At 67.3% G+C, this 25,268-nt stretch carries 20 protein-coding genes and 3 pseudogenes; 16 read left to right on the forward strand and 7 right to left on the reverse strand.

Translation table 11 applies throughout. The features are described 5' to 3' along the window. The first annotated feature begins 18 nt into the window (after positions 1–18). A complete protein-coding gene (locus tag ACFV0Q_RS03145) occupies positions 19–777 on the forward strand; it encodes a DeoR/GlpR family DNA-binding transcription regulator (RefSeq protein ID WP_384999603.1) in 759 nt (252 codons plus the stop codon). Positions 778–868: 91 nt separating this feature from the next. Here the strand turns inward: ACFV0Q_RS03145 and ACFV0Q_RS03150 are convergent. Further along, positions 869–1,453: pseudogene (locus ACFV0Q_RS03150) on the reverse strand (site-specific integrase); the annotation flags it as partial. Between the two features lie 218 nt (positions 1,454–1,671). Between ACFV0Q_RS03150 and ACFV0Q_RS03155 the strand changes: the two are divergent. The 3 genes from ACFV0Q_RS03155 to ACFV0Q_RS03165 all read left to right on the forward strand — a co-directional run bounded on the left by ACFV0Q_RS03155 (position 1,672) and on the right by ACFV0Q_RS03165 (position 5,069). Next, entirely contained in the window at positions 1,672–2,019 is a 348-nt protein-coding gene (locus ACFV0Q_RS03155) for a hypothetical protein (RefSeq protein ID WP_384999606.1), read from the forward strand. 135 nt (positions 2,020–2,154) lie between these two features. Next, the gene (locus ACFV0Q_RS03160; RefSeq protein ID WP_384999609.1) at positions 2,155–2,871 is read left to right on the forward strand and encodes an ABC transporter ATP-binding protein; all 717 of its coding nucleotides are present in this window, start codon (positions 2,155–2,157) and stop codon (positions 2,869–2,871) included. Further along, entirely contained in the window at positions 2,868–5,069 is a 2,202-nt protein-coding gene (locus tag ACFV0Q_RS03165; RefSeq protein WP_384999611.1) for an FtsX-like permease family protein, read from the forward strand. The genes ACFV0Q_RS03160 and ACFV0Q_RS03165 overlap by 4 nt, the downstream gene beginning before the upstream one ends. Before the next feature lie 133 nt (positions 5,070–5,202). On the opposite strand, the gene ACFV0Q_RS03170 is transcribed toward ACFV0Q_RS03165, so the two are convergent. Beyond that, complete coding sequence (locus tag ACFV0Q_RS03170; protein ID WP_384999613.1) at positions 5,203–5,655, reverse strand: hypothetical protein; 453 nt, start codon at positions 5,653–5,655, stop codon at positions 5,203–5,205. A 1,166-nt stretch (positions 5,656–6,821) separates the two neighbouring features. Here ACFV0Q_RS03170 and ACFV0Q_RS03175 point away from each other — a divergent pair. Then, complete coding sequence (locus tag ACFV0Q_RS03175; protein WP_384999616.1) at positions 6,822–7,430, forward strand: hypothetical protein; 609 nt, start codon at positions 6,822–6,824, stop codon at positions 7,428–7,430. A 248-nt stretch (positions 7,431–7,678) separates the two neighbouring features. Here the strand turns inward: ACFV0Q_RS03175 and ACFV0Q_RS03180 are convergent, their stop codons facing one another. The 3 genes from ACFV0Q_RS03180 to ACFV0Q_RS03190 form a co-directional block, all read right to left on the reverse strand. Next, positions 7,679–8,398 (reverse strand): hypothetical protein, encoded by a 720-nt coding sequence (locus tag ACFV0Q_RS03180; protein ID WP_384999618.1) that lies wholly within the window; start codon positions 8,396–8,398, stop codon positions 7,679–7,681. A gap of 70 nt (positions 8,399–8,468) precedes the next feature. Beyond that, positions 8,469–8,990 (reverse strand): DUF1877 domain-containing protein, encoded by a 522-nt coding sequence (locus tag ACFV0Q_RS03185; protein WP_384999621.1) that lies wholly within the window; start codon positions 8,988–8,990, stop codon positions 8,469–8,471. A 131-nt stretch (positions 8,991–9,121) separates the two neighbouring features. Next, positions 9,122–9,912 (reverse strand): IS5 family transposase gene (locus ACFV0Q_RS03190; RefSeq protein ID WP_384999724.1). Its coding sequence is split into 2 segments (ribosomal slippage): positions 9,122–9,597 and positions 9,597–9,912, totalling 792 coding nucleotides; the frame shifts between segments, so codons are not numbered across the junction. Between the two features lie 375 nt (positions 9,913–10,287). Here ACFV0Q_RS03190 and ACFV0Q_RS03195 point away from each other — a divergent pair. The 9 genes and pseudogenes from ACFV0Q_RS03195 (at position 10,288) to ACFV0Q_RS03235 (ending at position 21,891) form a co-directional block, all read left to right on the forward strand. Next, positions 10,288–13,167 (forward strand): hypothetical protein, encoded by a 2,880-nt coding sequence (locus ACFV0Q_RS03195; protein ID WP_384999624.1) that lies wholly within the window; start codon positions 10,288–10,290, stop codon positions 13,165–13,167. Between the two features lie 67 nt (positions 13,168–13,234). Then, entirely contained in the window at positions 13,235–13,732 is a 498-nt protein-coding gene (locus tag ACFV0Q_RS03200) for a hypothetical protein (protein ID WP_384999626.1), read from the forward strand. A 206-nt stretch (positions 13,733–13,938) separates the two neighbouring features. Then, positions 13,939–14,077: pseudogene (locus tag ACFV0Q_RS03205) on the forward strand (transposase); the annotation flags it as partial. Positions 14,078–14,406: 329 nt separating this feature from the next. Then, positions 14,407–14,751: a hypothetical protein gene (locus ACFV0Q_RS03210; RefSeq protein ID WP_365550752.1), complete on the forward strand. Its 345-nt coding sequence runs from the start codon at positions 14,407–14,409 to the stop codon at positions 14,749–14,751. Positions 14,752–14,888: 137 nt separating this feature from the next. Next, positions 14,889–15,578: pseudogene (locus tag ACFV0Q_RS03215) on the forward strand (transposase); the annotation flags it as partial. Positions 15,579–15,908: 330 nt separating this feature from the next. Next, positions 15,909–16,391: a hypothetical protein gene (locus ACFV0Q_RS03220; protein ID WP_384999629.1), complete on the forward strand. Its 483-nt coding sequence runs from the start codon at positions 15,909–15,911 to the stop codon at positions 16,389–16,391. A 35-nt stretch (positions 16,392–16,426) separates the two neighbouring features. After that, positions 16,427–17,335 (forward strand): hypothetical protein, encoded by a 909-nt coding sequence (locus tag ACFV0Q_RS03225; RefSeq protein ID WP_384999632.1) that lies wholly within the window; start codon positions 16,427–16,429, stop codon positions 17,333–17,335. Between the two features lie 249 nt (positions 17,336–17,584). Next, positions 17,585–21,421: an SGNH/GDSL hydrolase family protein gene (locus ACFV0Q_RS03230; protein ID WP_384999635.1), complete on the forward strand. Its 3,837-nt coding sequence runs from the start codon at positions 17,585–17,587 to the stop codon at positions 21,419–21,421. Continuing rightward, positions 21,421–21,891, forward strand: coding sequence for a hypothetical protein (locus tag ACFV0Q_RS03235; RefSeq protein WP_384999638.1), 471 nt, complete (start codon positions 21,421–21,423; stop codon positions 21,889–21,891). Before ACFV0Q_RS03230 ends, ACFV0Q_RS03235 begins: the two co-directional genes overlap by 1 nt. Before the next feature lie 865 nt (positions 21,892–22,756). Here the strand turns inward: ACFV0Q_RS03235 and ACFV0Q_RS03240 are convergent. Together ACFV0Q_RS03240 and ACFV0Q_RS03245 are read right to left on the reverse strand one after the other, a co-directional pair. Continuing rightward, positions 22,757–23,047: a hypothetical protein gene (locus ACFV0Q_RS03240; protein WP_384999641.1), complete on the reverse strand. Its 291-nt coding sequence runs from the start codon at positions 23,045–23,047 to the stop codon at positions 22,757–22,759. Positions 23,048–23,170: 123 nt separating this feature from the next. Beyond that, positions 23,171–23,635 carry a hypothetical protein gene (locus tag ACFV0Q_RS03245; protein WP_384999643.1) on the reverse strand — a complete coding sequence of 155 codons (465 nt, stop codon included), beginning with the start codon at positions 23,633–23,635 and terminating at the stop codon, positions 23,171–23,173. 279 nt (positions 23,636–23,914) lie between these two features. On the opposite strand from ACFV0Q_RS03245, the gene ACFV0Q_RS03250 reads away from it, so the two are divergent. After that, positions 23,915–24,310: a hypothetical protein gene (locus tag ACFV0Q_RS03250; protein ID WP_384999646.1), complete on the forward strand. Its 396-nt coding sequence runs from the start codon at positions 23,915–23,917 to the stop codon at positions 24,308–24,310. Position 24,311: 1 nt separating this feature from the next. Continuing rightward, the gene (locus ACFV0Q_RS03255; protein WP_384999649.1) at positions 24,312–25,121 is read left to right on the forward strand and encodes a hypothetical protein; all 810 of its coding nucleotides are present in this window, start codon (positions 24,312–24,314) and stop codon (positions 25,119–25,121) included. Positions 25,122–25,268: the final 147 nt, after the last annotated feature.

The raw sequence follows: 25,268 nt of genomic DNA on the forward strand, positions 1-25,268 counted from the left end.
GAACAGGAAGGAACGTGAATGCTGGCTGCTGAACGACGCGAGCACCTGCTCGATCTGCTCGCCCGCACGGGAAAGGTCGTGGCCAAGGACGTCGCCGCCGAACTGGGCATTTCCGAGGACAGCGTGCGGCGTGACCTTCGCGATCTCGCCGCCGAGGGGTTGTGCCAAAGGGTGTACGGTGGCGCGCTGCCCGCGTCTCCCGCAGTGGTGGACTACGACGCCCGGCAGGCGGTGGCCCCGGACGGCAAGCGGAAGGTCGCCTCAGTGGCCGCCGCACTGGTGCGGCCGGGCGGCTCCGTGATCCTCGACGGCGGCACCACCGCCCTCGCCGTGGCGCGGGCGCTCCCGAAGGACCTCGCCTGCACGGTCATCACCCACAGCCCGACGATCGCCACGGCTCTGATCGACCACCCGCGGGCGGAGCTCTTCCTCCTCGGAGGGCGCGTCTTCAAGCACTCGGCGGTCACCTGCGGCGCCGCCGCGGTCGAGGCCGCGCAGAACGTCTCCGCCGACCTGTGCCTGCTCGGCGTCACCGGCGTCCACCCCGAGGCCGGACTGACCACGGGGGACGCCGAGGAGGCGGCGATGAAGCGTGCCCTGTCCGCGCGGGCCGCGGACACCTACATCCTCGCCTCCTGCGAGAAGATCGGCACGGCCTCGCCGTACCGCGTCCTGCCGTGGGAGAAGATCACCGGGCTGATCACCGACGCCGATCCTCACGACACGGTCATCGGACAACTCAAGACACTCGGCGTGGAGGTCCTCGTAGGCACGTGAGCTGCACGGATTGGATGCCACGGGAGGCTGATGGAGCCCCATTCAAGATCGTTCACGGAATGTGTGCCAGAACCCCCAAGTCGTCACAGCCAGCCATCAGCATGAGCAGGCTCGCCCCGCCCTCGCCGAGGTGGGTCAGGCCGGAGTGCCGCCACTCATGCAGATCCCAGCCCGCGCCCGGCTTGCCGCCCAGGGTCGTGCGCTCGTCCAACAGCATCCGAGCCTGCCCGTAGGAGAGGCGGGTGAGCCCGGTGTCCGGGCATATATCACGCGGGCTGACGACCTTGCCGGGCCCCGGCTTGCGGTGGGTGACGAACACCGGGCCGCGAGTACGGCCCTTGAGGAGGCGGGGCAGCAGCCGGGCGGTACCCGCGTCCCAGTAGACCGTCTCCAGGACGAAGTCCGCGCGGACGGCGCCGCGACGACGCGTACGGGGACGAGCACCCTTGGCCTTCACCGGAGCCCGACGCCCGGCGAGATCCAGCTCCTCGATGTTGACGCCCAGAATCTCCTCCGCGCGGGCAGCGGTCTCGTAGAGCATCCGCCACAACGTCTTCTCCCGCAGGTGCACCTCCCGCTGCGCGATCAGCCGGTCGATCGCCATCTTCGAGCGGGCCGGGGTTTCGGAGTCCGGCGGAGTGAGCCGCTTCGCCCAAGCTGGGACCGCCGGGCCGTTGGTACGCCTCCGCGCTGGCGGCGTAGACCGTGCCCTGATGAAGCACGTTTCCGTAGAAAATGCGTTCAAGCCACCGGCACTTACGGGCAGCCGTGTTTCAGACATTAAAGATACGACCAGTGGATCTTCGGTCACGCAAGGTGTTCGATATTCGTTCGAGGTCCTCGTGTGAGGGCCCGTCAATGGGGCCCAAGTAGGGCCTGCGGGAGGGGAACACAATGAACAAGCGCGTTGCACGCCTTGCGGTGGCCGGGGCCGGCCTGGTGGCAGTACTCGGCAGCGCTCCGGCGTTCGCCCTGACCTCGCAGACGGCTGGGTCGTATGCCTACACCACGACGAACAGCGTGACCAATGACACCGCCAATGTTATTGATAACAGCGCCGACAGTCGGGCCGCGTACGGGCAGTACTACCGCTACTCGGACCCCGGCTCCACCAGGACCCTGTGGAACAAGAGCGGTTTCGACACGACCGCTTCCTCGACCGCTGATTCCGGGATCTACCAGATCCGGGCGTGCCGCCAGGAGCAGTGGGCCTCCGACACCTGCGGCCCCTGGGCCGCGTGATTGTGGCCGGGGCGGATCGTCGAGAGTTGTAAGCGATAGCTCCGCCTGCTCAAGTCATCGGGTCGGCCGCACCGTGCGGTCGGCCCGATCCCCGTTTATGCGAATGAGGTAGGGATGTCAGATCAAGGTGCCGCCGTGACGGCCAGGAACCGGAGTGCGGAAGAGACAGGGGTTCCCTCCCTCACCGTGCATGGATTGTCCTGCCGGGTCGGAAATCGCCAGCTACTTGAGGGTGCGGAGCTCGAAGTGGGGGCCGGCGAGTCTGTGGCGGTCATGGGTCCGAGCGGCAGCGGCAAAAGTACCTTGCTTGCTTGCGCCCTGGGGCTGGTCAAGCCCCAGAGGGGGAGCGTGTGTGTGGCGGGAACGGACATCACGAAACTCAGTCAGCGCGGCTTGGCCCGGCACAGGCGCGAACACATGGGTGTCGTCTTTCAGTTCGGTGAGCTGCTGCCTGAGCTGACACCGGTTGAGAACGTCGCAATGGCGGCGTTGCTGGCGGGGGTGCCTCACACCCAGGCGTATGCGGACGCGGGCTCACTGCTGGCCGAGCTTGGGGTGCCCGGCGACCGCACGCCCACGTCTCAGCTCTCTGGAGGCGAGCGGCAGAGAGCTGCGGTGGCGCGCGCGTTGATCAACAAGCCTGCGGTTCTCCTCGCGGACGAACCGACGGGCGCTCTGGACACTCGCAACCGGGACTCCGTAGCCCAGCTGCTCTTCTCCGTGCCCCGGCGATGGAACTGCGCGCTGCTGGTCGTCACGCACGACGTTGAGATCGCCAAACGGGCCGACCGTTGCCTCGTTCTGTCGGACGGGCGGCTGGTCCCGGCCGATGAAGTCGGTGGTGAGGAGTGAAGGGCGGCAAGCGCCTGGCTGTACAGCTTCTGCGCGTCGGCCAAGCCGCGGGTGCCGGCTCCCGCGGCGGTCTGATCCGAGCCGTCGCGCTGCTGTGCGCAGCGGCGGCCCTCACCTTGGGAGCAGGGGCGTTGGTGTCTGCTGCTGCCGTCTACGACGCTATGGCGCAGCAGTCCCAAGCGCGCAGCCCGCGCGTGCTCCAAGGTCACCCGACGGAGAAGCCGATCGCTTTGTGGAAGCCCGGCTTCGACATCGTGGGCGGATTGCAGTACTCGGTGGTCACGGTAATTCCGCTCAGGTCTGACGCACCTCCCCCACCCGGGGTGGCGGCTTGGCCCGGCCCGGGAGAGGCTGTGCTGTCCCCGGCCCTCGCCAAGGCCGGCGCAGCGGAGGGCATCGCTGGACGTCTGGGACGTGACGTGGGCCGGATCAGCGAGGCCGGTCTGTCCAGCTCCTCGGAGCGGCTGGCCTACGTTCGCCCGCCTGCGGCCTTGGCTGACGAGGGCAAGATGTTCACCATCACGGGGTACGGCGCCAAGGGCCCGTACGTCGGTGACCAGCTCTTCACCGAGCCCTTGGCGCTCTTTGCCCTCGCCGTCGTCGGGCTGATGCTCTTTCCTGCAGCAGTGCTTGTGGTGATCGCCGCCAGAGCAGGCGGTGAGGCACGGGACCGAAGGGCCGCGCTGCTGGATGCTCTCGGTGCCAGCCGGACGGCTCGGTCGCTGGTCAACCTGGGTGAGGCAGGGCTGCCGGTCCTCCTCGGAGCAGCTCTTGGCATGGGTGCGCTCGTGGGCGTTGTGGCAGCACATGTCTCCTTGCCGTTCACCGGATTCACCATCCCCGCGGCAAGCATCCGCATGGCAGCGGTACCACTGGGGCTGACGGCCGCCGCATGCGTCCTGGTGGTCCTTGTGTCGGTTGTCGTACTGCACCGGCACAATTCGTCACGCTCGAGCGCCCGCCCCGGGGGCAGAAGCCGCAGGCTGCCCCGCTGGTGGCCCGCGCTTTTCCCGGTGGCGCTGATGCTCGCGACCCGCGGCCCTGGACTGCTCGCGCCTGGCAACCCCCGCTTGTTCCTTGCCATCTACTTTGTCGCCGCTCTGGTCACGTTCGCTACGCTTCCTTCCGTCCTCGCTCTGACGGTGGCGGCTTTGGGACGATTCCTCGGGCGGCTCGGACGCCAGTACGGCGGCACGGGCACTCTGGTCGCCGGCCGGTGGCTGACTGCCCAGCCCGGCGTCACCGCGCGACTTGTCGCCGGATTCGTCGTCGCCATTGGGCTGATCGGCCAGGTCCAGCTCAACACCAGCCGGCTCAGCGAGCCCATGATTGCCGCGCAGGCGACTGCCGAGCGCATCGGCACCAGCGTGCTCACCATCGCTACGCCCCGCGATAACGCGCGCACATCAGTCTTCATTGCCAGTCTCCCGAAGGACTCGGCCGTCTTCTCCCTGCGAACAGGGCCGGCCCCCGACGGAACCGTGCTGTCCGTTCTCCAGGCTCCATGCGAACAGCTCCAGGCAATCCGCCAGGACTGCGGCGGGCACGGTTCCGTGGCTACCACGGCAGATCGGGATGGCAGACTGGCCGAGCTCGCCAGATGGTACGCGCCTAGCGGCCGAATCGAGTTGAGGCCGGGCCCCCTCGTCAGCGAGCTTCCCGCCGAAGAGAGCAGCCAATTGGTGCTCCTGTCGCCGTCGGGGAAGGACCTGGACATCCCCGCGGTGAAACAAGCTGCGAACCTCCACCTTGCCGTGGCCACCGTTGTGGAGGCCCCGGGAGGGGGATGGCTGAGCAGTGCCCTACTCCGCAACACGCGGGTGAACTGGGTCGCACTCTTCGGCTCCTTCGCCCTGATCGTCGTCGGCCTGGCCATCGGGCTCAACAGCATCGCTGAGTTCTTGCGGCACAGCCGATCGTTCGCCCCGCTCGGGGTGCTCACAGGACGCCGCGGACTCTTCGTCTCCGTCGCAGCGTGGGTACTGCTCATGCCTACCGTTATTGCGGCAGCCCTCGGGGGACTGGTGTACCTCTGGCTGTCGGGCCCTTACACAGACCCAAATGTCGGCGCGCAACTGTCGTGGCCGGTACTTGCGTATCTGCTGGGCGGCGTGCTGATCCTCAGCCTTGGCATCTGGGGCTGCGGAGCTTGGTCAGCAGTGCGAGGTGCTTCCCACTGGCGCCCAGCCGCAGACTGACTACGCGAAGCCGCTCCACCCACCCCCGGGTTGGATTCTGTTCGCGAGTCGTACCGAACAAATTCGCGAGGCCTCAACCGACCGGACCCCCTCGGCTGTCAGCGCAGGGGGTCCGGTCGTGCGTCGTGGTGATTTAATCCGTGAGCCAGGTGTCGGGCCGACAACCCGAGCTAAGGGGCCCCTCAAGGCCCAGGCCCGCCCGCGGCATGTACACCGTCGCCGAACTGATGCCACCCGAGATCCGCGGTCCGATGAGGCTGGCCAGCCGCGAGGCGGTGTAGTTCCGTGCGGCCGGAGCGTACTTGGGTGCCTCTTCCATGTCGCACCGCCAGCCGCCGAAGAGCGCGGTGACCTCCGCTTCTGGCAGCGGGCTCCGCAGCCTCGCGGAGGCGCCACCGCGGGGCCGGTTCATCTCATCCAGCGGGGACTCGACGACGAAGCTGGTGGCCGCGTGGATGCCGGCTTTGTGCCGGAGTTCGAGGAACTCGAGGAACACGGCGAAGGCCGCGGCCTGGCGGACCTTGGTGCCCGAGGCCGAGTCGCGACGGTGCCGCCCGAAATACCGGTCGAGGTCGTGGGCCTCCATCCCCCACAAAGGCCGACCGAACCGGCAGGCCAAGAACGGGGCCAACATCGCTGCGGATGGTGTCGTCGAGGACTCCGGCAGAGGCCCGCGCAAGCACGAACTCAGCCAGCAGATCCTGCTCGAAGGCCGCAACCTCCTCGGAAGTCTCCAGCCGGAGCTCCGGCCGCAGATCGCGCACGACGGCCAGTGCCATCCCGTTACCCCTCTTCAGCTATCCAACGACTCCGCCATGACAGCTGAGGAGACTTCAGGATTTCTGAGAAACGAGCAGCAATCACCCGACCGTGTCCCGAGACCGGAAGCCCCAGATCACACAGCCATCGAGGTCGCTGACGCAGCCGGGATGCGGCGGGAGCCCACGGGAACATGGACATAGTGCGAGCGGAACGCTGTCCACCGCTCGGCCTCCACCCGCTGCCGGGAGAAGCCCAGCACCTGGGCGACGGCGGCCCTAGGGTTGTCGTAGCGGACCTTCGAGGTCGGCACTCCGCCCAGCACGTTGAGAGCGTGGACGTGGCCCTCGAAGAACGCCTCCTGCCCCCCTCGCGGAAGCCGAGGCCCGGCGCGGTGGATGACGGCCTGCCGCGGCGGCCCTAGCCAGTCCGCATTCGCCAGCCAGAGGACCCGCTCACCCACGAGGAGATCGAGCTGCGCGCACGGCTCCAGTCCCAGCCCGACCCGAACGCCGAGCTGCGGTAGGCCCTCGATCTGACACAGACTATCTGAGCGCCAAGTCCATGATCACAGGCTTAGCGCCGACGGCTGTACCGCTGGTCCCCACGGCTGGGCGCGCACCAGTTGGCCAAGTGCCCGGACCTGCCGGAACTCGACCGGTGGATGGGGCATCGACGAAACCGGACCTGGTATTGCCGGCCCGCCGGCCTGGACGGCCGCCTCCCGCGCATCTGTCGGGCGCCGAGCCGACGTAGGTTGTGGTCATGACCATGCCGCCGTCTCAGCCTCCGGGTCCGTACGGACCCCCGCAGCCCCCGAACCCGTACGGAGGCCAGCATTACCCTCCGCCGGTCCCGCCACATCAGCAGCACCAGCCGCCGTATCCGGGGCAGTTCTACCCGGCGCAGCCACTCGTCGGCCAGGGCCCATGGGGGCAGCCTCCGGTGGGCCCGCCGCCGCGCACCAACCGGACAGGCGCCGTGGTGGCGGTCGTGCTGGTGGGATTGGGCATCCTCGGGTTCCTGGTGAACCTGCTGGCCGACGACGGGTACCAGGCAAGCGGATCCAGTTTCCCCGACGCCGAGTACCAGCTCACCATGCCCAAGACCCTGCTGGACGGCCGGTTCGAGCTGGCCCAGGACGCTTCACAGACCAGAGGCAAGGACGCGCTGCGGGGCACCCACGACTCGATGGCCCGTAACGTCAAGCCGGCTGTTGGCCAGTACACCTCGGACTCCCCGGCCGGAACGAGCATCCTTGTCTTCTCAGGTCTCTACGGCCAGTTCAAGGACCCCGCAAACATACGACGGAAGATGGCGGCCGGCGCCGCCGACGGCAAGGACACCACCTTGGTGGTCCCGCCGCGGGACGTCACACCGGCCGGCTCGGGCATCACCCTGACATGTCAGGTTCTGACCTCCACACCGGAGGGCACCAAGATCACCCTCCCCATGTGCGTCTGGGCCGACCAGAACACCGGTGCGAGCGTCGGGATCGTCACCCCCGAGACCTCCCAGCAGGACCCATGGTCCGTCGACCTCGGCAAAATGGCCGAGACCGCCCTCAAAGTCCGTGAAGAGACACGACGCCCGGTCGGCTGATCCGTTCGGCGCACGAACCCGGACCAAGCCCGCACTGACAGGTCCGGTTGTGGGCCGGGACGACCTTGAACCCGGTCCGCGGCCGCACCTTGCGGGAACCGCACGGGCAACTGCGCGCTGGGGGCGGATGTTGCAGAAGCCAAGGTTACGGTCCGCCCAGGAGAGACCGACTCAGCGGATTCACAGCAGGCCCAGCTACGACGCGAGCGCCCTTCTCGCCGTCCTGCGGCTCCTCGGCCTGTGAGGACTCAGGAAGTCTCCGGCCCTCCGTACAGGGGCACCTTCCTGAGCGGGTCGCCCTTTCCGGCTTGGTGGCGGCGGTCGTAGACGGTGTCGGCGGTGGTGGAGCCGTCGGCCCAGCGGCCGCGCCGGTTACGGTCGGCGAGCGGGACCCCGGCTTCGATCATGTCGGTGTTGGCCCCCGCCCGCCAGGAGTGCGCGCTGACCTTCTTGCCCTCGATATAGGGGATGCCGGCCTTGGCCGCGAGGTGCTGAAGGCGCTCGTTGAGTGAGCCGCCCTTCATGTGTTCGCCCCGTTTGGTGGCGTGGGTGCGGGGGGCGAGGTTGCCTCCGCGGGTGAGGGCCCGGAAGAGCGGCTGGTTGGGGCCCGCGGCGCCGAGCTCGTGCAGGACGGACAGCCAGGCGCGGGCCCGGCGTACGAGCTGGAGGTCCTCGCGGTCTTCGATGAACTCTGCGGCTCCGACGCCGCTTTGGTCGGTCTTCGACGTGGCGGTGGTGACGTGCAGGCCGGTGTCGTAGATCTTCACCCACTTGACCAGCTGGTCGGCGAGCTCGATGCGGCGGTGCAGGTTGGTGTAGGCGAGGGCGGCCAGGAAGGCGTCGCGTTTGCCGATGTTGGTGCTCTCGTCGCACACCCCGATGATGCGCAGGTTGTACTCGATAGTGAGGGCGGCCACACGCTCGACCTCGCCTCCTGCCTGGCGCCACTCCTTGCTGTGGACGGTCACGCAATTCCCCAGCCCGGCGGTCATGAAATTCCCCAGGTGCTCGTGGTGAGGACGCCTGGTGGGTCGCGGGTCAGTCCCACCAGAGCACGACGAGCAGGTGGCGCTTGGCTGCGTCGAGGTAGAAGTCACGCAACGCGTTGAAGTGCTGAAGCAGGTACGCCCTCAGACCTCCGGTGATGGAGCCCACCTGGCCGATCAAGGATGCGGCGTCACGCTCGTCGGCCGGCAGGGCGGCGAGAAGGAGGGGCATGTCGATCTGGCCAAGCAGTTCGGAGACGCGTGCCACTTGAGAGGCAGCCAGGCCGGTGGGGACGTCCCCGAAGGGGGCTATGGCGTGTGGGTGAGTGTTGAGGAAGCCGAGGTCAAGAGCAGTGTCGCCGTCGGTGGCCTGGCGCAGAGCATCGCGATGGACCGCTTCGAGTCCGGCCACCTCGCCGACGCGTTTCAGCAGCGCCGGTGCCCAGTCCAGGTCCAGTACGTCGTACGCCGGTGGATCCCAGTGGGGATCGCGGTCCGATGACGCGGCGGCGGACTGACGGCAGGCGGCGAGATATCCCTCGGGGATGCGGGCGAGCTGCTGAGTAACGGCCATGACGGCAGTATCCCTGCCGCGTCTACCGGGTTTCGGGCTGCAGGCTTGGAGGCGCCCACGGTCGCCGTCCCCATGGGGACTCGTGACCGCCGGGGTGGGGAATTACGTGACGCTAAGAGCTCGTAACACGATCATGAATCGGGCTTGTTGAGGCGTCGCCAGCAGATGAGGCTGCAGGCGAGGGAGACGAACGCGTCGTGGAGTTCGGTGCGGCGTTCCCATCGGACGGCGAGTCGTTTGAACTGGTGGAGCAGGGCGAAGGTCTGTTCCACGACGTAGCGGAGCTTGCCCATGCCCTTGATGTTCGGGGCTCCCTTGCGGGAGATGACCGGCAGGATCCGGCGTTTTCGCAGCTCATCGCGGTTGGGGTTGGAGTCGTAGCCCTTGTCTCCGAGCAGGGCATCGGGACGTCGGCGGGGCCGGCCGGGTCGGCCTGCCACGGGTGGGATGCCGTCGACCAGGGCGAGGGTCTGGGTGACGTCGTTGAGGTTCGCCGCGGTCGTGATGACTTTGAGCGGGGTGCCGCGTCCGTCGCAGATCAGGTGGTGTTTGCTGCCCGTCTTCCGCCGGTCGACCGGCGACGGACCGGTGTCAGCTCCCCCTTTTTCGCCCGGACGTGGGATCCGTCCACGCATGCCCTGGACCAGTCGAGGCGGCCGGCCGCGTTCAGCTCGGAGAGGAGGATGCGGTGCAGCTGGTCGAAGACCCCTGCCTGCCGCCAACGCTCCAGTCTTCGCCAGCAGGTCTGTCCGGAGCCGAACCCCAGCTCAGGGGGCAGGAGTTGCCAGGCGATGTCGTTGCAGAGGACGTACAAGATGCCCTGCAGGCACAGGCGGTCAGCTACCGGCCGCGGCCCTGGTGACCTCGTCGGCCAGGGCGGCAGCAGCGGCTCGATCAGTGCCCACAAGTCGTCATCCACGATCCACGGCCGAGTACTCACACCATCCCGAACGGCCGAATCGTCACACCGGTCACGGCTGACCAGGACATCTCGGCAAGATCCTGTTACGAGCTCTAAGAGCCAAAACAGCCACTCTTCATATCTCGGCGACCACAGGAAGCGGAATTATTGCCACCGCCAATATCAAGCCACCCTGGCTGGCGCGGTCCACAAAAATAGATTCCTACACGACTAGAACGACCCTATGTTCGAACGATCATCGAGGCGGCTTCCTGTTGGCCCGCCTCGAAGTTCTTCGAATGAAGGGTCTAGTACGTGAAAGTGAATACAGCGTTCCGGTCTCTCGGGGCCGGGGCGTGTATAGCTGCGATTCTCCTGTCGGCCGCAACAGGTGCGGTGGCGCAGCCTTCCGCCCCTGGGCCTTCGGCTGGAGGACCGTCGCCCGATGCCGCCCCCTCTTGGACCGCAAAGGAAGCACAGGCTCTCCTGTCATCGAAGCGCATGGCAGCGGCCCAGCCGTGGAACCCGCAGGGCGGTAAGGAACCCACGGACCACACACTGGGATCCCGGTTTCCGACACAGAACGCGGAAGGTCCGGACACCGGGGTCCTGTTCCGCATGACAAAGAAGGGCCTGTACTTCTGCGGTGCGGGCGTCATCTCCAGTCCGCACCGCAACCTGCTTGCGACGGCTGCCGATTGCCTGACCGGAGACCCGGCGGACAAGCTCGCCTTTGCGCCGCAGGTCCTCAAGAGCGCCTCCGGCACCCTGGAGGTACCGAAGGGCGTCTACACCGTCAAGAGGCAGGGAAACCGGTCCCTCGTGTGGACCGGCTCCGACTCGGGCGGTGCCGCCGCGAGTGTCACTGTCGGCTTCGCCATGGTCGACACGGGCATCAAGGGCGACCAACTCGAGGACACGGTCCCCGGCCACCGACTGCTGACGGACGCCGGCCACACCCACAGGGGTGTTCGGGTCGCAGGCCACGGCGCCTGGGCCACGCGGCCGACCGAGGCATGCACCGGCGACACGTCCGAGGCGAACGTGGCAGGCGCCCCGAACCCGTACCTGCGGCTGGACTGCGGCCCGGCCGGTGCGGGAATCGCCGGGGGCTCGGTGTTCATCGCCGACTACGACGCAACGACACGCGTCGGCAACCTCATCGGCGTCTCGCAGCGCATCGCAGCTCCCGGAAACCCTTCCGCGATCCACAGTGCGTACTTTGACAACAGCGTCCAGGCCCTCTACGACGAGGCCGTGCGCGGCAGCAAGCCGACTGTGACACCGCCGATCACGCCGCCCGGCGCCTCCCCCTCGCAACCGGCCCCCCGCCCCAAGCCTTCCGGCACTCCCAGTCCTTCCCCCTTGCCCCCCAAGCAGTCGGATCCGGCGGCCCCTGAAGGCGACGGCCTCAAGGCGACGCCCGCACAGATCGCGGCCGCCAAGGAGGCCGAGGCGTACTGGACACCCGAACGCATCGCCAAAGCCACTCCCAAGGGCGCCAAGCAGTCCGCCCCAGGAGTGGCGCGAGAGAACGCCCTTGCCACAGTCGCACCTTCGCACTTCGACAACAATGGCATCGCGACGGTGGGCGTGTTCCTCATCAACGAGGATGACGATCCCCAGTCGGACCCGGGCGGACGCGACCAGTTCTGCTCGGCGAGTTCCGTGTCCTCGCCCACCAAGTCGCTCGTGCTCACGGCAGCACACTGCCTGAACGACAACGACCGCTGGAAGCGCCTCGCCTTCGCGCCCGGATGGAAGCCGGACCCTGCGGACTCGAACCGGGGGGTGGCACCGTACGGCATCTTCCCGATAGTGGCGGGGAAGCTCTACATCGACGGCAGGTACCTTAGCCAAGGGCCGTCCAAGGCGGACGATCTCGACTTCGCGTTCATGCGGGTCGGCCCCAACTCCAAGGGGCAGTTCCTGGAGAACGCCACCGGCATGGGCAATTCCCTCACCACTCTGTCGTCACAGCAGCTCAGCCAGAAGAACGTGAGCCTCTTCGGCTTCCCCGGAGGATCCAAGGCACCGCTCGTCTGCCCCTCGACGAACACCACCGGCTTCTCCGGGCGGTTCCTGAAGATCGCCTGCAAGGGCTACGCCGGCGGTGTGTCCGGCGGCCCCTTCCTTCGCAATTTCGACGGCAAGCGCGGAGACGTGATCGGCGTCATCGGCGGATGGAAGACCGGCGGCACCATCGACGACGAGTCCTACTCCTCCCAGTTCGACGCGGACATCATCCGCCTCTACAACCAGGCAGTGAACGACTACGAGCCCGACAAGCCCACCGGCGGGACCATGGGCACGGGAGACCTCTGGAAGCACGCCACCGGTGCCGTGTCCGGCTCCTTCCACACCAGCTCCCAGGAGTTCGGCGACTCTGACCTCGTCGTCAAATGGGACGACGGAGAGGTCACGCTGTACCCCGGCGACCAGAACTTCGGCTTCTACGCCGGCTGCAAGCCCGACGAACCCTGCGAGACGCAGCTGGCCGGGCCCAACGACATGTGGAAGAACTATGCGGACGTCATCACGGCAGGCGACTACGCGGGCACCAACGCCTACGACCTCATGGTCAAGTGGGTGGACGGCGAAGTCACCATCTACCCCGACGTCAGCCAGAACACCAAGCTCCCCACCGCGCTTGACCAGCACCTCCCCAACGAGATCAACGTCGCCGCGGCGGACTCGGTCTTCAAGTACGCCCGCGGGTTCGCCACCGGCAAGTACGGCGGCAACCAATGGCCCGATGACCTGATCGTCCGATGGAACGACGGCGAGGTCACCAAGTACACCGACATCGACGGCGCCGGACTGCACGCCGAAGAACAGCTCGCGGCGCCGAACGATCTCTGGAAGACCGCCAACCTCATCACCGGCGGCGACCTTGATGGCGACAGCAATGGCGCCACCCCCAACCACGACCTGCTGGTCGTATGGGCCAGCGGGAAGGTGAGCGTCTTCCCCGACGTGAACACAGGCCGGTTGCAGAACGAGAGCGTCGTCGCCTCAAGCTCGACATGGACCTATGCGCGGGTGATCGCCCTGGGCGAGTACGGCATGAACGACTGGGAAGACGACCTCTTCGTTCGCTGGTCGGACGGCGAGGTCACCGTGTACGGCAACACCCAGGCCGACGCGGTCGGCCGCGAGTACCAGCTCGTGCCACCAGCCGCAGCAGGCTTCACAGCCGCGGCAAACGGCGCTGTCCGTCCGGACGACCCCTGTGCCAAGGTGTGTGGACCAGAGCTGTACCGACGTAGCCACTAATTCCTCCTGACGGTGGGGGGCTTCGCCTGGACCGGAGCCCCCCACCGCACGAACCAAGGACACCTCCGTGCGCATACCGAAGCTCCTCGTCCTCCTGGCTGTCGCCACCGCTCTCGCCGGATGCACCGGGCAGGGGGAGGACCCTGCCCCCGAGGCGGTGTGGGAGCCGGACGACGCCCTGCAAAGGGCCCAAGCGGCCCTGAAGGACGATCACGCCTCAGCGCGACGTGTGCGGTTCGGTTCTCCCCACGTCGGTTCGGGCATGAACGAGAAACTGGAGACGAGCGGCGAGAAGCCCTACCGCCTCGATGTCGTCTGCGACAGCACGGACGTGCGCAAGGTGACGGTCTCCCTCACCCGGGAACCTTCGAAGAAAGAAGTCGACGTCACCTGCGCGGGTACCGCGCGCAAGCTCCCGGTACACATCAACTTCCCCGCCGGCCCACCCGTCACGATGACAGTCGCACCAGCGTCCGGCGACCCCATGGGCCTTATCGTCTGGGAGCTCAAAACCCTCGACCCCACGAATGTGCAGGGCTGTGCCAACGAGATCGTGGGCTGCTGACGGGCCCAGAGGAGCGGAGAGGCGTACCCCCGCGTGTTCGGCGGAGCTGAGGCGTGAGCTACGAGCTCATCTGGGAGCCTGAAGCGCCCAGGCGGAGTGGTTCGCCAAGGTTTAGACGGCGTCTGGTGGGTCTTACTGGGATGGTGGATCTGTTGCCGTTCAGGGCATGAGTCGGTCATGGTGCGTCGGCATGAACTGACGAAGCCCATCGCACCGTGGTCAATGGTGTGCTGTACCGGACACGGACCGGGATTCCCTGGCGTGACCTGCCCGAACACTACGGAACCTGGCAGACCGTTTACGAGCGCCACCCCCGCTGGTCGGCCGACGGCACCTGGCTGAAGATCCTGCGAGCGTTGCAGGCCGGCGTCGATGCCACTGCCCGGGACGCGGACGGCTCGTTGGCGGTCAACGTCGGCTCCACCAGCTGCCGGGCCCACCAGCACGCGGCCGGAGCCCGGCACACACCCCCGGCCGACCACCCCGAAGAGGGGGTGGCATCCGTGTGGACACAGAGGGCCGCGAGGCCTCCCGGGGCGGACTGACCACCTCATCAAAGAGCCATTAGCTTGTTTTTTAACCTGCTGCTGTGCCCTCAAGGGGTGCGTGGTGTACTGGTCGGCCGTCCGGCTTGTTGATGAAGGCGGCGTGAGACAGAACGCTACGGAGCGAGCATGTGGGACGGCCCCTTTTACCGAGTCAGACGTGACGGATACGAGATCTGCTTCGTGCCCGGTGCCGGGGAGGACCTCGACGAGGTCTGCAATGTGGACATGTGGGTCATCCGTGATGACGGCGATCGCTGGTCTGGAACCGTGTTCACTCTCGACGAGGTACACCGGATCATGGACCGTCAGCGGCAGGCTGGCGAACCAGAGGGCGACTACTGGTGGTGCTGGGATGGCCTCATCGTGCGCGACGCGGGTGTGCAGTCGATGGTCAAGGTCATCGACGGGCTCGTCGCCGCAGGCGAGCACGAGACAGTCCTTCGCCACGTTGGGCCCGAAGAGAACGCTTGATCTCGTTGACTCCCCGGCTGACCGAACGATGCCCCGAACGTGATCGCTCGTACGGGGATTCTGGGGACGTGAACACGGCCCCCGTCTGATCCTGTGCTCCGACCAAGAAGGCACTTGACCAGCGAAGGCCGTGGGGAATGAGTCTGCTGCATCACGATGGCCGGGACGAGGCATTCGACTTCACCTCCCACTTTCGGGAGGACTTCTACGGATGTCTGACCCGGCGCGCTGACACGCTGTTCGAGCTCTGCGACGCGATGCTCTGTGAGGACGGCCCGGTGACCTCGCCGGTCGATTTGACGTTGCTGGCCGAGCACCGGGGTGGGCATGGCGCGTTGTACGACGCGCTCAACCAGGGCTGCATCGACGCGGACAGGCTGCGTAAGGCACTGGCCGTGCTGCCGCAGCCGAAGGCCGCCGACGGGCGCCTGGTCCTGGCGGTCGATGTCTCGCCGTGGCTGCGTCCGGACGCGCCGACCAGCCTCGGCCCCCACGACGATGTCGCCGAGGTCACCGCCCGGCAGGTCCGCCGCGTCGTGAACGACTTGATCGGCCAGGGCCAGTGGGAGGACGGCGACCCGGACATCCTGGTCGTGTTCGACGCCGGCTACGACGCCCCGCGCATGGCCTACCTCCTTGCCGGCCTGCCCATCGAGGTGCTCGGACGGATGCGCTCGGACAGGGTCATGCGCCGTCCGACACCTACGCAACTGGAGTACGCGCTGGCCTACCCCCAGGGCGGGCGGCCGCCGAAGCACGGCAAGGAGTTCCGCTTCGCCAAACCGGACACGTGGGGCGAGCCCGACGCGGAGACCGTGCAGGTCACCGCCCTGCCTGTGGGGCCAGTTGCTCTCAAGACAGCTGGTGGCCCACAGAGACCCAAATCAGCCATTCCGTGTGACACCCCTTCCGGAGGCTGCGAAACCGCTGGCCGGGCACTGCCGGAAGTCCTAACGTCTCGTGAGTAATGCCTTGATCGCATCTTGGCCACCGGGAGGGGGGAACCGCGGACCAATTTCGGGCGCTGTGCCACACCATGGCGCTCCACGACCAGTTCCACTCTCTCACACGATCACGAGAAGCCACTTTCAACAGTCGGATTGAGTTCGACGCCAGAAGCGAAATGGGCAACACCAATCCGGCTCAGGGGGGAACGAATGAGAAAGTTCGCAACACTGGTCGCCGCTGCCGCAATTGTGGCATCATGCGCAACGCCATCCAGCGCCGACGGCGAATCTCCACAGCAGATGGATTTCGCAAATTCCGACCCGCAGCGCGCTTGCAAGTTAATCAACGACTCGGAATTTAAGTTCGCCATATATTATGGTTCCGGCCAGACTGGATCATGGCGAACCATCGGGTACAACGTGTACGACTTCTCCTCGGTTCAAGCAAGCTGGGACCTCAAGTACTATGCGCTCTGGTTCTGCGGAACCGGGGCTGGCACCCCTCCGCGCGGATATGGTGAAGGAATCAAGAACAACGCGGCCTCGGGCGACAACTGGCACTATAAATATTGGGCCAGGATTCACTTCAATCGAGGATTCAGTGGCCCTCGGGATGAACTGCCACCACTCAATGACACGCAATACCGGTTCAACTACGTCTACAACGAGAACGCGTCCTTCTCTTGGGGCTAAGCGACACCTGACTCAGGCATCCGAGGAGAAACAGAGTGAAGAATCGGACTGGAATCAAAAGTTTTGGCGTGCCTGCGGGTGCGGCCCTGATCGTCGTGGGATTGGGGATCGGTGGGTGGCAGGCACTGGAGAGCCAGAGTTCGTCCAGACAGGCATCCGGAAGCCCAGAGGTGGGGCCTGTGGCGGCAGCTGTCGTAGGGAAACCTGACGATGTAGCGACGTGGCGTCTTCCCCTTGAGGCGTATACCCCAGCAGCGGCAGACATCAAGAAGGTTGGCGCCGCACGTGACGTTCTGATCGACGCCTGCATGGCCTCCGCCGGATATCCCAACTGGACGCCTGCCCCAGATTTGCCACAGCTGGACGGCACCTCCCCCATGGATTCTCGCTACGGGGTACACAAGGCTGAACTGGCGGCAAAACGCGGATATCATCCGGACGAAGCCATCCAGAAGGAATACGATGCCGCAGTCAGTGTTGGCGCCGTTGACTCATCGGGCGCAGACCAGAAGGTCCTGATGAAGTGCGCAGGCGACGCTGACGCCAAGGCGCCCCAGCTGAAGAAATCAGCTTCGGCCTCACAGGTCGACGCGGACTCATTCCGGCAGTCACTCAAAGACCCGGAAGTCATTGATGTGTTTGCCAGATGGTCCTCATGCATGAAGTCCAAGGGATACAGCTATGCGACTCCCAAAGACGCGCATGACGACCCTCAGTTCATCGACAAGAATGTCGTCACCGAGCTGGAGATAGAGACCGCAGTAGCCGACGTGGCCTGCCGAAAGGAGCAGAAGGTAGAAAAAGTCTGGTTCGACGTCGAGACGCGACTGCAGCAACAAGCCATCAAGAAGGATCAGTCATCGCTTGAGGGTCTGAAGAAGACCAACCAAGCATCTGTGGTCAAATCATCCTCAGTGCTTTCGGATGCAGGGGATCAGAACTAAATGACGCAAGAGGCGGCCGGGACAGCTCATTCGTGAGTTGCCCCGGCCGCTCTCTTCGCAACCACCCCGATAGGCTTCATGGGAGTCATTCAAGTGAAAAGAAAAAAACGTATGCCCGGTCTATTCATCGGGCTCGTGCTCTCAACGCTCAGCGCGAGCCTGTTACAGGCACCCGCGGTGGCGCAGCCGAACCCCGGTGCTGCCGGTGGTCAACCAAGCCCCTCTTCCGCCACCCAGGGCCAGACCTCGGTGCCCGCCACGAAGCGGGACGGCACACTGGGCGAGGGCTGGCGTACCGCCGACGACCGGGCGGTCACCGTTATCGGCGACGCGTACGGGCTGCATGTCCTGGTCTCCGACAGCGGTAACGGTTACGAGTGGCGTGAAGCGGCCACGCTGCGGGAGGAGGGGCTGGAGGCGGACGCCTGGATAGGCAACGTCTGTGTGACGGGCTCGGGTAAACGCGCAGTGATCGCGTACGCACCGCGGGCCTTCACGAATACTCCGGCGTTGTTCGACCGGGGCGCTTTCGCTGCTGTTGTCGACCTCGAAACCCACATGGTGACAAAACTGAGCGAAACGGTGTCGCTCGCCTATTTCAACCCCGGCTGCGGCGCGGGGGAAGCGGCGGTCCTGACCCAGTCCGCCGACGCGGAGGCGGGCAAGACCCGACTGCTGCGGCTCGACGCGGCCACGGGCAAGGTAGCGGGTGAGGTGACCGTGCCAGGGGAGGCGACATCGGCCGTCCCCGTGGGCGATTCCGTGGTGACCGCCCTGGGCAGCAAACTCACCAGGATCACGCCCGACGGCACCCGGACACTGCTCGCAGAGACCTCCGGTCCGGCCTTCCGCATCCATCCCGATGCAAGTGGCGCCGTCGCCTTCCTGGACCGCGACCGAGAGAGCGTGCGGGTGCGCCGCGCCGCCGGCACCAAGGTGACCGAGCTCGCGCACGGCGGCCTCGGCACGGTGAGCCTGGCGGCCGGCACCCGGGGACGGCTCTTCATCACCGGGCAGCCCCAGGGCATCGGCTCGCTCCCGGCCGGGATCGCGAAGATCGCGGCGGACGCGGGCAGCGAGGTCTCCTCCGGCGGACGGCTGGTCGTCGACCAGGCGGTCTCCGCCGCGCTGCGCTCCCACGTGGCCGATCCCCTCACCGCACCGGACACCTCCGACGCACCTCCGTACAAGATCAAGGCGCACGTACCGGCGACCGGCAAGTCCGTGGACTTCGTCGTACCCGGCGCCGGGGAATCAGGCGACGACCAGCCCTCGCCCGCCCTCCCGGGCACCGCTGCCCCCAAGGCCGCGGGTTCCGGAGCAACCATGTCCGCCATGTCCGCGCAAGCGGCCGCGGCGGGCTCCTCCACCTCGACCGTGGACGCCGACCGCACCTGCTCGGTGCCGCGCAACGACCCCGCGCAGCAGGCCTTGCAGCCCACGCCCAACCAGGTCGAGTGGGCTGTGGACATGGCCATCCGGGGCAATCTCACCAGTGGCTGGATGACCCAGGGAGGCTGGCGCGCCCAAGACGGCCTCGGCTCCTCGGTCGCCCCGTCGGTGATGTTCCCCCAGTCCACGCTCATCGGTGGACCGGCCGGGGGCCGCATCCCCGCCCAGGTGCTCCTCGGCGTACTCGCCCAGGAGTCCAACCTGTGGCAGGCCTCCTACCACTCCCTCCCCGGGCAGACGGGCAACCCGCTGATCGGGAACTTCTACGGGACGAACATCTACCCAGGCACCCCCGGGTACGACCCGACGAAGATCTGGTCGATCAACTGGGCCAAAGCCGACTGCGGCTACGGGATGGGCCAGCAGACCGACGGCATGAGCGTTCCCGACCGCGTCCAAACCGGCAAGCCCCCCGCGATGTCCGCGGACAAACAGCGGGCCGTCGCCCTGGACTACGCCGCCAACATCGCGGTCGCGGCGCAGACCCTGGCCGACAAGTGGAGCGAGCTCCACATCCCCGGCCAAACCATCCAGATCAACAACGACGACCCCAAGTACATCGAGAACTGGTTCGCCGCGGTCTGGAACTACAACCTCGGCTTCAACAAGCCCGACAGCGGGGGCAAATGGGGTCTGGGCTGGCTCAACAACCCGGCCAACCCGAAGTACCCGGCCGACCGGAACGCCTTCCTGGACAACAACCACTACTCCGACGCCGCCACCCCGCAGAAGTGGCCGTACCCGGAGAAGGTGATGGGGTGGGCCGCCTACCCCATCGACACAGGACGGTCCTACAGTGACGCCGGCGAGCAGAACAGCGGAAACACCCACGGATACCAGGCCGCCTGGTGGAGTGACGCGGGAGCCCGCACGCGGGCGATCAAGCCGCCGCTCGACACATTCTGCAACGCGAGCAACGGCTGCAACGCGGGTAGCCCGCCGCAGTGCGCCGACGAGGCCTGCTACAAGCTGTACTGGTACCACGCCAACGCCTCGTGGAAGACCGCCTGCGCCGTCGAGTGCGGCAACGAGACGCTCACCTACAAGACGCTCCGGGCCGAACTGGGCCGCGGTAACTCCGGACTGCCCGACTGCACGACGTCGGGCCGGCTGCCGTCCAACGCCCTGATCATCGACGACGTGAGCGCGAGCACGCCGGCCCTGCGCAGCGACTGCTCCAAGTCGTGGACCAACTCGGGCACCATGTCCTGGAGCTTCGTCGACTCCCTGGGAACCTATGAGGGGAAGGAGGACCTCCACCAGGTGGGCGGTGGGTTCGGCGCCCACTTCTGGTTCGCCCACACCCGCAACAGCAGCAACCGCATCGACCAGATGAAGGTCACCGGCACCTGGACCCTGGGGAGCACCCTCAACCAGTGGAGCCGGGTCATGGTGCACCTACCCGACAACGGTGCCGAAACCCAGCAGGCCCACTACCGGATCGCCCTCGGCAACGGCATCGTCAAGGACCGCTACATCAACCAGCTCCACAAGGCCAACACCTGGCTCTCCCTGGGTGTGTACAACTTCAGCGGCACCCCCAGCGTGTCACTGAGCAACGAGACTGTCGACGGCACCGCCGACGACGACGTGGCCTGGGACGCCGTCGCCTTCCAGCCGCTGCCCGGCAAGCCGAAGAACATCGTGGCGTCGCTCGGGGACTCCTTCTCCTCCGGTGAGGGTTCCGGGTCCGTGGGGGGACCGGGCATCGGCTACTCGTGGGAGTCCGACACCGAACACGGCAAGGCCCGGTGGAACGCCTGCCGCCGCAGCGTCAACGCCTGGCCGCGCAAGCTCACCCCGCCCAACACCTCGACAGCGCTCGGAACGGCGAGCGATGCCTGGAGCACCGACGCCGAGCTGTCGTTCGTCGCCTGCTCGGGCGCGCAGACGTGGAACGTCCAGGGGGACGGCCTACCCGGATCCTGGAGCAATCGCGCGGCGATCGGCCGCTCGGAGGGACAGTTCCACGAGATCGCCCAGATCGACTCCGGTGCTCTCGACGAGAACACCACCCTGGTCACCGTGACGATCGGAGGCAATGACGAGGGAGCGTTCGTCGGAGCGGTCATGGAGTGTGCCGGCGCCGGGGACTGCGCCTCGGACGCGACCTTCATGCCGCGCTACAAAGCCCTGGCGGACAAGCTGACCGCCAGCCTCGGTTCACTGGTCAACAGCATCAAGGCCCGCGCCACCAATGCGACCATCGTGGTCATGGGCTACCCCGAACTCATGAGCCGGACCAGGGCCTGCATCGCGGCGGGTCTGTTCAACCTGAACGAGCAGAAGGCGCTCGGAGATCTCTCCAAGTACGTCAACGGGAGGCAGGCGGCGGCCGTCCAGGGGGTCCAGCGGGTCTCCTACGCCGACCCCGTCGCGACCTTCAGCAACCACGGCACCTGCGACAACGACGAGTGGATCAACGCCATCGTCGCGGGGCCCAACGGGAACGGGGACTTCCACAACGGAGACTTCCCCGACTCGGTGGGCAACAAGCCGTCGGCGTGCATGTGGGACGTCGCGGGCGGCACGTGCCTGAGCCGGGAGTCCTTCCACCCCAAGACCGCCGGAACCACGGGCTACGCGAAGGTGATGGAGCAGAAGCTGCGCGACATCGGATACGGCGCCATCTGATGGCCACTCAGCCCGGGGGCCGTACCCCGAGGACAGGGCGATACCTGTTCCTGGGGTGCGTCCTCCCCGTCCTGGTCCTCCTCGGCCTCGTCGGCGTGTTCCTCTGGCAGGTCGCCGAGCACGCCGGTCCGCAGTTCGGCAGCCCGAAGCCGGAGCCGGGGCGGGAGTCGCTCACCCCGGCCGAACGTGAGGCCGCCGAGCCCCGCAGAGCAGCCATGGAAACGCTGGCCAAGGAGCTCCAGGGGGAGTCCGGCCTGACCGAGGAACGACTCCTCGACCGCACGAAGGCAGCGCTCGCGCCGCCCTCGTCGGCACGGCTCGACGTCCGGGCCGCGAGCGGGGACCGGCCCACCGGAATCGGCCTGGGCGAAGGCCGGATCTGCATCACCGCCACGATCCGCCCGGGGGACGTGGACGTCAGGGCCGAAGGGCGCAACCCCGACGGTTCCTGCCTCCCGCAGGGCAGGTGATCGTCCGGCGGGCAGGGTAGAACGACCGAGCCTCTTGGCAGCCATGCCAGGAGGCTCGGTCGTCTCTGCCGCTCCGGCCCGCGAGGGCGCGGTTCAGGCCTCCGTGACCCCGCCGAGGAACGCGGCCCAGAACCGGGCATCACGGCCGACTCGCGGCCACCGTCCACCTTCGAGTCCCGGATGTGGACGGGGCCGGCCCTGACGGCAAGATTGAGTCGACGCCGACCTCGATCGCTGTTGCGCCCGTACCGGATGGCTCGTCGCCGGACTCGGCCGCCCGGCCGCAGTGGGTTGAGGAGGGGGGTGCGGCGCCCCAGCCCCGTCCCTGTCGCACATCAGCAACGTGCCCGCCGACCCCGGGCTCGCCACCGACCAGCTGCACGCGGCTTGTGGAAGCCCCCGGCTGCCGCAGGCGCGGCGCCGACTGCGGGACGCTGGGTTCACGCGTGCCGACGCAGGACGTGGACGGGCCGGATGCCGGGGTGCTCTTCCGGATCTCCAAGGGGACGGTCTACTTCTGCGGCGCGAGCGTCGTCTCCAGCGCGCACCGCAACCTTCTCGTGACGGCCGCCAACTGCTTGACCGGAGACGTCCAGGACAAGCTCGCACTCAGGCCGGCGCCATCGGCCGGGAGTACCAGCTCGTACCGTCGCACGGGGGTCGTCCGGTCGGATGGCACCCTGTGCCCTGGCTGCCAGTGCTGCCGCGGGCGGGGCTTGCCGCTCCAGGCCTGGTCGGCAGGCTCCGAGAGGCGTGCAGGGCCACTGGGCGGAGGCGGACCGGTACCCCGGGGCGGCCCGGGGTACGCCGAAGAGGGTGGGGGGAACGCTGCGTCGACACCCGGCGCGCAGAGCCGCTGTGGCGGCTATCCGAAGGGGTGCTGGCCTGCGATGGCGATGAGCTGGACGTCCATCTCATCGGCCTGCGCGCAGAGGATACTCGCGACCGTGCGCATCGTGTCCCCGTCCAGCCGGACCGGGGTCGCCTGGCCCGATGCCGTCCAAGCGATCTCGCCTGACTGCGCCTGCAGGTCGAACGCCTGCGCCATGTCGCGGAGCATCGCGGTGACGTCCTGCGCGGCCATGTACAGGTGCCCGTCGGCGCCCCGCCGCACTGGAGTCTCCGCGTCCGTGTACCGCCAGCCCATCTGTCTCACCCCGCTGAGATCACGCCCGACCAGGCGGTGTGTCCTCTGTCCGGTCCCATCTTGCTCTCACGGGCGCCGTCGGCGAAGGGATTCCGGCGGGAAGCGTGTCCGGGCCGGCGGTACGGGCCGCGCCTACGCGGTCTTGCGGCGGTGGCGGCCTGTGCCCACGACGAGGGCCGCGCCGAGTGCGAGGACCGTGCCCCCGCCGTCGAGTGCCCAGGCGGTCGCGGCGTCGGTCCCGGTCTCGGCGAGCGTTCCGCCGGTGCCGGTGCCGCCGCTGGTGGTGCCGCCCCTGTTGCCTTCCGCGGGCATGGAGCCACCGTTGGGCTTGGGGGTGTTGCCGTCGGTGCCGGTGTCCGTCGTGGAGCTGATCTCCGTCCGGTACTCGGGGGACTCGGAGTCGACGGTCTCGTCCGGGGAAGGCTCCCGCTCGAAGCCGCCCGCCTGGATGGCGACGTCTCCCGGCGGGGTGTCGCCGGCGAAGCGGAGGCGGAACTGGACCTCGTAGACCTCACCGGCGGCCACGGACCGGCTGCCGAGCCCAACGCCGAGGAGGGTCTCTCCGCCGTTCCCCGTCTTCAGCGGCTGCCAGCCCACGTTGCCGTTCGCGTCCTTGGCGTAGACCTCGGCAATGACCTGGGAGGGGTCTCACCGGGCGGCGTCCGGGCGGTACATGCGGAGGCCGAGGTCGTACTGCGTGAGGGCCTTCTTGCCCGTGTTGTCGACCCGGGCCGTCAGAGTGTGCCAGTCGCCGCCGGTCTTGAAAACCGTCGTGGCAGCGATGTCACCGTGGGTTCAAATCCCACACCCACCGCCAGGTCAGAGAAGTAGCAGGTCAGAGGGTGTGATCCCGTTCTGGGCCGCGACAATCACGTCGTGGTCTGCGGGCCGCGACTGTCGCCGATCATCGCCCAGGTACTGGAGGGCGACGACAACCTGCGTTTCCAGAAAGACCGGGCGTGGCACCTGGTCGATTTGAAGACGGAGGAGGTCTACCGATCGCCGATGGACGAAGACGGGTCGGCGGGCGACGTCGGGTACCTTGCCCGCCTCCCGCGCCTCGACGGCAGGGGGACGTTCATCTACATCGCCGGCATCCACGCCATCGGGGCCAACGGGGTGGTGCATTACCTCGAAAACCACCTGGCGGAGCTGTACCGGGAGGTCCGCACTCGTCGCTTCTCCACGCTGATTTCGTGCCGCTACGACCCCAAGACGCAGGAAGTCTTGGAGAGCAAGCGAGTCAGCCCCATCTACCGACACGAGGCATGACATGTATGTCAGCGTTGCGACCGAGCCTGGGGGATCAGCACCCAACGAGGACTGGGTGGGGGGCACCCCCTCCCTTGCCCTCGTGCTGGACGGCCTCAGTACTGCGGGACTAGACACCGGTTGCCGCCACGGCGTGCCCTGGTACGTCGCGCAACTCGGCGGCCACCTGGTGGCAGCGCTGGCGGCAACTGACCGGCCGCTCGCGGATGGGCTAGCCGAAGCTCTGGAGGGAGTGGCCAGGCTCCATCCCGAGTGCGACCTCAAGAATCCTGGGACCCCGTCGGCGACCGTGGCCATCCTTCGAGAGCTACCGGGCTACTTCGATCACCTCGTGCTCGCAGACTCGCCCATCGTTCTGGAGGGCACCGGCGGAGTGACAGTGCTGACAGACCTGCGGGTCGATGACGTCCGCCAGGACCTGCGGGCCGAGACGGAACAGTTCCAGACAGGTACGCCGGAGCACCGCGCGAGCGTCGCCAGGCTCGTAGCTGCCCAGAGGAAGATCCGGAACACCCCGGAGGGCTACTGGGTGGCCGCAGCGGCACCTGAAGCTGCCTCGCACGCACTGACAGGCACTGTCGCCGCTGCCGACGTGCGGTCGGCGGCCGTCATGTCGGATGGCGTCTCGCGGCTGGTCACCGAGTATCGGATGGCTAGCTGGGAAGCTCTGCTCGACCAGCTCAGGGGGAACGGGCCAGCAGCCCTCATCCGCACGGTTCGCGAAGTGGAAGCGACCGACCCCCACGGCCAGCGCTGGCCCCGCTACAAGGCCGGAGATGATGCGGCGGTCGCCTTCTGCTCCTTCGCCTAAGACCACGCGGGGAAGGTCCCGCATGCCGCTGAGCAGACCAAAGCCATCCCCGCAGGCGCGGGGAGCAGGGCTGGCACAGCTACGTCATCTGCGTCGACTGGGGTTCATCCCCGCGTGCGCGAGGACCATGTTGAGCGCGTTCCCACG

This window comes from Streptomyces sp. NPDC059564, from assembly GCF_042735575.1.
GTDB lineage: Bacteria > Actinomycetota > Actinomycetes > Streptomycetales > Streptomycetaceae > Streptomyces.

Coding starts and splice junctions, on each gene's coding strand:
- ACFV0Q_RS03235 (WP_384999638.1), top strand. CDS start 21,421: ATGGCCACTCAGCCCGGGGGCCGTACCCCGAGGACAGGGCGATACCTG.
- ACFV0Q_RS03155 (WP_384999606.1), top strand. CDS start 1,672: ATGAACAAGCGCGTTGCACGCCTTGCGGTGGCCGGGGCCGGCCTGGTG.
- ACFV0Q_RS03145 (WP_384999603.1), top strand. CDS start 19: ATGCTGGCTGCTGAACGACGCGAGCACCTGCTCGATCTGCTCGCCCGC.
- ACFV0Q_RS03220 (WP_384999629.1), top strand. CDS start 15,909: ATGAGAAAGTTCGCAACACTGGTCGCCGCTGCCGCAATTGTGGCATCA.
- ACFV0Q_RS03170 (WP_384999613.1), bottom strand. CDS start 5,655: ATGGAGGCCCACGACCTCGACCGGTATTTCGGGCGGCACCGTCGCGAC.
- ACFV0Q_RS03255 (WP_384999649.1), top strand. CDS start 24,312: ATGTATGTCAGCGTTGCGACCGAGCCTGGGGGATCAGCACCCAACGAG.
- ACFV0Q_RS03185 (WP_384999621.1), bottom strand. CDS start 8,990: ATGGCCGTTACTCAGCAGCTCGCCCGCATCCCCGAGGGATATCTCGCC.
- ACFV0Q_RS03210 (WP_365550752.1), top strand. CDS start 14,407: ATGTGGGACGGCCCCTTTTACCGAGTCAGACGTGACGGATACGAGATC.